Below are 6,243 nucleotides of genomic sequence, written 5' to 3' on the forward strand. Positions count from 1 at the left end.
CCCTCACCCCGGCCCTCTCCCTCAGTGAGAGGGAGAAAAGCGGATGCAAAACCGCTGCTTGCGGCGGTATGCATACACATCTTCCACGTGCCCGTTTTTGATCCGCGTTTGAAGTCCGCGCCAGTAGCTGGCGCGAAACAGATCGGCATGCATCTCTTCGAATAGCGGTCCGATGCGCGGATCGGCACACAGCCAGTGACGAAACTCTTCGGGAAACACATCGCCCGGCGAAACGCTGTACCACGGCTCGCTGGAAAGCTCATCTTCCGGGTAGCGGGGCGGTGGGATATCGCGGAAATTCACTTCGGTCATGTAGCAAATCTCGTCGTAATCGTAGAACACCACCCGCCCGTGTCGGGTGACGCCGAAGTTTTTAAACAGCATGTCGCCCGGGAAAATATTGGCGGCGGCGAGCTGGCGAATCGCGTTGCCGTATTCTTCAATGGCATCCCGCAGCGCCTGACCTTCGGACTGCTCAAGCCAGATATTCAGCGGCACCATGCGGCGCTCAATGTAGAGATGGCTAATCACGATTTTGTCACCCAGATCGGTGATTTTCGCGGGCGCTTCCTGCATCAAAAGCGTCATGAGCGCCGGGTCGATCTGCTGTTTATCCAGCACAAAATTTTCGAACTCTTGGGTATCCGCCATGCGCCCGACGCGATCGTGCTCTTTGACCAGCTGGTAGCAGGCGCGAACGTGCGCGGCGGTCATCTCTTTCTGCGGGGCGAATCTGTCCTTAATCACCTTAAAGACCCGGTCGAAACCCGGCAGCGTAAAGACCAGCATCACCATACCGCGAATGCCTGGCGCTTCGATAAACTGCTCATCAGCGGTAGTGACATAACGCAGGTATTCCCGGTAGCTTTCCGTTTTAGCGTGCTTCTGGCAGCCAATGGCCATATACAGCTCGGCGGTGGTTTTACCCGGCAGGATCTCGCGCAGCCACTCCACCAGTGCGGCAGGTAACGGTGCATAGACCATAAAATAGGAGCGGGCGAAACCAAACACGATGCTGGCCTCGGCGCCGGTGGTCAGACAGGTATCGACAAACAGTTCCCCGTCGTCGGTACGGTGAATCGGCAGCAGAAACGGCACAATGGCGGTTGGCGTAACCAGTTTGCCCACCAGCCAGGCGGCTTTATTGCGGTAGAAAAGCTCGTTGGCCACCTGCAAATGGCTGTGGCTGAGCACCTCCGCGCCGAAGGTTTCGTTGAGATGGGCGTAGATATAGCCGATATCCCGGGTTTTATTCTCCCAGGGCAGGCGCAGCGGCAAATCCGTTAGCACGCGGTGCAGGAGCTTTTCCCATCCGCGATCGGGAAAGAAATCTTTCGCCAGCGGACGTGGGATGGTTCGAAAGCGCCGCTCGGGCTGGGAGCTGAAGATAAATAACCGCTCAGGAGATAATGAGCGGTGGTCAAATAACCGGCAATAGACGGAGTTGAAAAAGCTCTCCGCAATCTCGAAGCGAGGGTAGTCGGGTAACAAATGGGTGTAGTGCTCCTTCACGCGCAGTAAAAATTCCGCGTCGGGACTTTTACCGTCGGTAATACAGCGCAGCTGCTCCACCACCAGACCCACGTGGTGATCATAGAGATGGATACGCTGCTTCATGGCCTGCTGAACCGCATGCCAGTCTGCATGTTCAAAGCGCTGCTGCGCGCCGGATGTCACTTCAAGAAAACGACCATACTGGGCATCAAAGCCCTGCAAAATAGTTTGGGCAATCAGTAATTCCAGGCCACGCGACATATATTCCCCTTACCCAACCCTCTCCCCAGAGGGGAGAGGGGGGAAAAGATTAGAACTGTGCTTCTTCCGTTGAACCCGTTAAGGCGGTGACGGAGGAGGTGCCGCCCTGAATAATCGTGGTCACATTATCAAAGTAGCCGGTTCCCACCTCCTGCTGGTGAGACACGAAGGTGTAGCCGTCTTTACCCGCGGCAAACTCCGGCTGCTGCACCTTCTCAACGTAGTGCTTCATGCCCTCACCCTGCGCGTAGGCGTGCGCCAGGTCGAACATGTTAAACCACATGCTGTGGATGCCTGCCAGAGTAATGAACTGGTATTTGTAGCCCATGTCGGACAGCTGCTGCTGGAAGCTGGCGATCGTTTTGTCATCCAGCTTTTTCTGCCAGTTGAAGGACGGCGAGCAGTTGTAGGCCAGCAGCTTGCCCGGGTATTTCGCGTGGATGGCGTCGGCAAATCGTTTTGCCAGCGCCAGATCCGGCGTGGAGGTTTCACACCAGACCAGGTCCGCATAAGGCGCGTACGCCAGACCGCGGCTGATCGCCTGCTCAATGCCGGCATGTGTGCGGTAGAAGCCTTCGCTGGTACGCTCGCCGGTGATGAATTCGCTATCGTACGGGTCGCAGTCAGAGGTGATCAGGTCAGCCGCGTCGGCATCGGTACGGGCAATCACCAGCGTCGGCACGCCGAGCACGTCAGCAGCCAGACGCGCGGCAACCAGCTTCTGCACGGCTTCCTGGGTAGGAACGAGCACCTTACCGCCCATGTGTCCGCATTTCTTCACTGACGCCAGCTGGTCTTCGAAGTGAACGGCCGCTGCACCGGCCTCAATCATCGATTTCATCAGCTCGAAGGCGTTCAGCACGCCGCCGAATCCCGCTTCCGCATCTGCGACGATCGGCAGGAAGTAGTCAATAAAGCGCGGATCGCCAGGTTCGATACCGGCAGCCCACTGGATCTGATCCGCACGGCGGAAGGTATTGTTGATCCGATCCACCACCGACGGCACGGAGTTAGCCGGATAGAGCGACTGATCCGGGTACATGCTGGAGGCCAGGTTGGCGTCCGCCGCGACCTGCCAGCCGGAGAGGTAAATCGCCTCAATACCGGCCTTCGCCTGCTGCAGCGCCTGACCGCCGGTCAGCGCGCCGAGGCTGTTGATGTAGCCTTTTTTAGAGCCACCGTGCAGCAGCTTCCACATTTTCGCCGCGCCATTTTGCGCCAGCGTGCATTCCGGATTGACCGAGCCGCGTAATTTCACCACTTCCTCCGCGCTGTAAGGACGGCGGATGCCTTCCCAGCGAGGTTGTGTCCACTCTTTCTTTAACTCTTCGATTTGTTGGGTACGGGTTTTCATGTGCAGATGCTCCATATTGTTATGTGGTGAGTTACGCCAGGAAGCGGTAGCCCGGCAGGGTCAGGAAGTCGATTAAGTCATCTGATGTGGTGATTTGCTCCATCAGGCGCGCAGCGTCGTCAAAACGCCCACTACTGAAGCGGTGTTCGCCCAGCTCGTCCTGGATCACCCGCATCTCTTCGGCCAGCATCTGGCGGAACAGAGATTTGGTCACCGGCTTGCCGTTGCTGAGCGTTTTTTGATGGTGGATCCACTGCCAGATTGAGGTACGTGAGATCTCCGCCGTCGCGGCATCTTCCATCAGGCCGTAGATCGGCACGCAGCCGTTGCCGGAGATCCACGCTTCGATGTATTGCACGGCGACGCGAATATTGGCACGCATGCCCTCTTCCGTCCGCTCGCCCGCACACGGAGCAAGCAGCTGTTCTTCAGCCGTTGGGGCATCCTCTTCGCGCGTGACAAACAGCTGGTTTTTATTGTCACCGAGTACGCGGTTGAAAACCTCCATCGCCGTATCGGCCAGGCCGGGATGGGCAATCCACGTGCCGTCGTGACCGTTACGGGCTTCAAGCTCTTTGTCGGCCTTCACCTTGTTGAGCACCTGATTGTTGCGTTCTGCGTCTTTGCTCGGGATAAATGCCGCCATGCCGCCCATCGCAAAGGCACCGCGCTTGTGGCAGGTTTTGATCAGCAGACGCGAGTAGGCGCTCAGGAACGGTTTATCCATGGTCACGACCTGGCGATCCGGCAGCACGCGATCGGGATAGTTTTTCAGGGTTTTGATGTAGCTGAAAATATAGTCCCAGCGTCCGCAGTTCAGGCCGACAATGTGGTCTCTCAGGGCGTGCAGAATTTCATTCATCTGGAACACGGCGGGCAGCGTTTCAATCAGCAGCGTGGCCTTGATGGTGCCGCGCGGCAGGTTGAAACGATCTTCTGCATAGCTGAAGACCTCGCTCCACCAGGCCGCTTCCTGCCAGGCCTGCGTTTTTGGCAGATAGAAATACGGGCCGCTGCCCTTCGCCAGCAGGGCTTTGTAGTTGTGGAAGAAATAGAGCGCAAAATCAAACAAGCTGCCCGGAATGGCTTCCCCACGCCAGGTGACATGTTTTTCAGGCAGGTGCAGCCCGCGTACGCGGCAGATCAGCACCGCCGGGTTCGGCTTGAGCTGGTAAATTTTGCCGGCTTCATTGGTATAGCTGATGGTGCCGTTCACGGCGTCGCGCAGGTTGATCTGCCCGTCGATAACTTTGTTCCAGTCAGGCGCCAGTGAGTCTTCAAAATCGGCCATAAAGACTTTAACGTTGGCGTTCATGGCGTTGATCACCATTTTGCGCTCTACCGGACCGGTGATCTCAACGCGACGATCCTGTAAATCTTCAGGGATGCCGCGGATTTTCCACTCGCCACGACGAATGGAAGCGGTTTCCGAAATGAATCCAGGCAACTTGCCATCGTCAATTTCCTGCTGCTGATGAATGCGTGCCGCCAGCAGCTTATTACGCTGCGGCGTAAAGCGAGTCACCAGTTCAGTCAGAAATTCTACCGCTTCCGCCGTCAAAACTTGCTGTTCTTGCTCGCCATACGGCTGGGTAAAGGCCAGTTCATCGACCGTCGTTGCCTGTTGAGTCATTACTCTGCTCCTCATCAAAGATCCAAAATCACGCTCCCGATGCGAACGAAAGATCGTTGGGTAGTTTTCGCTCAGCAGAATTAAGACTATCTCTATTTTTTCCAAAATCAAAAACAATTTCCATTTTAATTTTTAATTGCAATTAATTATTTGATTTTATTGAGATTAAAGTTTGACTGAATGATGAGGGGTATTTCGGAAATAAAAAAGGCACCCGAAGGTGCCTGATTTGAATAGCTGAAACGCTTTAGGATCGTTTAGTGCAGACGATTACTCCAGCGTTGGATTCATGTGACGCAGATCGTATGGCGTTATCTGATAGACGTAATAGTTGAGCCAGTTAGTAAAAAGCAAATTCCCGTGGCTGCGCCAGGTTGCTCTCGGTTTGTTTTGCGGATCGTCTTTCGGGAAATAGTTGTACGGCACATCCGGATTAAGACCCGCTTCGACATCACGGAAATACTCTGACGCGAGAGTGTGCGGATCGTACTCAGGATGCCCGGTCACAAAGGCAATGCGCTTATCTTTGCTGGCAAACAGGTAAGCGTCCCCATCTTCCGTTTCGGCCAGGATCTCCAGATCGGTGTAATCACGAATCAGCTGGGCCGGGAAGTCAGCGTAGCGAGAATGCGGGGCCAGGAAAGAATCATCAAACCCGCGCGTCAGCAACGCATGTGGATGGAGAATATGGTGTTCGTATACGCCGGAGAGCTTTTCAGTGCGGGTTTGCTTGGGGATGCCATAGAGAATATTCAGTGCGGCTTGTACTGCCCAACAGACAAACAATGTGGACGTGACGTGATCTTTTGCCCACTCCAGAACCTGTTTGATCTGCGGCCAGTAGGCGACATCGTTAAATTCAACCAGACCCAGCGGGGCGCCGGTCACAATCAGTCCGTCGAAGTTTTCACCCTGGATGTCATCGAAGTTGCAGTAGAAGTTGTTCAGATGCTCAGAAGGCGTGTTACGTGACTCACGGGCGTCGATTCGCAGCAGCTGAATATCGACCTGCAGCGGGGAGTTCGACAGAAGACGCAGGAACTGGTTTTCTGTTTCGATCTTTTTGGGCATCAGATTGAGAATAAGCACCTTCAGCGGGCGAATTTCCTGACCTGTCGCACGCGAAGCCGTCATGACGAAGACGTTTTCTTCACGCAAGAAATTGACGGCTGGTAGCTCGTCCTGCACCCGAATCGGCATAGCTTTATATCCTCACAGCATACGTATAAACGTTTAGACATCCAGATAGCTAACGATACCCAGAAATGGTTTGAATGTCGAGTCTGCAAGCAGAAGGTGAGAAAGTTTCAAGGAGGGGGAAAGACAAAAGCAAAAAACCCCGCACCTTACGGTACGGGGTTCTTCTTAATTGATGCCTGGCAGTTCCCTACTCTCACATGGGGAGACCCCACACTACCATCGGCGCTACGGCGTTTCACTTCTGAGTTCGGCATGGGGTCAGGTGGGACCACCGCGCTAAAGCCGCCAGGCAAATTCTGTT

The 6,243-nt window shown here is 55.0% G+C and carries 4 protein-coding genes and 1 rRNA gene; all 5 read right to left on the minus strand.

The genetic code is table 11. The features are described 5' to 3' along the window. Positions 1–21: 21 nt before the first annotated feature. On the minus strand, positions 22–1,755 hold the full coding sequence (aceK, locus tag BM007_RS20980) for a bifunctional isocitrate dehydrogenase kinase/phosphatase (RefSeq protein ID WP_048990565.1): 1,734 nt from the start codon (positions 1,753–1,755) through the stop codon (positions 22–24). A gap of 49 nt (positions 1,756–1,804) precedes the next feature. Beyond that, the gene (gene aceA / locus BM007_RS20985; protein WP_024906665.1) at positions 1,805–3,109 is read right to left on the minus strand and encodes an isocitrate lyase; all 1,305 of its coding nucleotides are present in this window, start codon (positions 3,107–3,109) and stop codon (positions 1,805–1,807) included. Between the two features lie 31 nt (positions 3,110–3,140). Continuing rightward, positions 3,141–4,742 carry a malate synthase A gene (gene aceB, locus BM007_RS20990; RefSeq protein WP_048990563.1) on the minus strand — a complete coding sequence of 534 codons (1,602 nt, stop codon included), beginning with the start codon at positions 4,740–4,742 and terminating at the stop codon, positions 3,141–3,143. Between the two features lie 270 nt (positions 4,743–5,012). Beyond that, entirely contained in the window at positions 5,013–5,942 is a 930-nt protein-coding gene (metA, locus tag BM007_RS20995) for a homoserine O-acetyltransferase MetA (RefSeq protein WP_024906663.1), read from the minus strand. 174 nt (positions 5,943–6,116) lie between these two features. After that, a 5S ribosomal RNA gene (rrf, locus tag BM007_RS21000) occupies positions 6,117–6,232 on the minus strand. Positions 6,233–6,243: the final 11 nt, after the last annotated feature.

Origin of the sequence: Enterobacter sp. NFIX59, from assembly GCF_900113755.1 — a bacterium.
GTDB classification, from domain to species: domain Bacteria; phylum Pseudomonadota; class Gammaproteobacteria; order Enterobacterales; family Enterobacteriaceae; genus Enterobacter; species Enterobacter pseudoroggenkampii.

Excerpts from the sequence above, each read along its gene's own strand:
- aceK (WP_048990565.1), bottom strand. The coding sequence starts at position 1,755 with ATGTCGCGTGGCCTGGAATTACTGATTGCCCAAACTATTTTGCAGGGC.
- aceA (WP_024906665.1), bottom strand. The coding sequence starts at position 3,109 with ATGAAAACCCGTACCCAACAAATCGAAGAGTTAAAGAAAGAGTGGACA.
- aceB (WP_048990563.1), bottom strand. The coding sequence starts at position 4,742 with ATGACTCAACAGGCAACGACGGTCGATGAACTGGCCTTTACCCAGCCG.
- metA (WP_024906663.1), bottom strand. The coding sequence starts at position 5,942 with ATGCCGATTCGGGTGCAGGACGAGCTACCAGCCGTCAATTTCTTGCGT.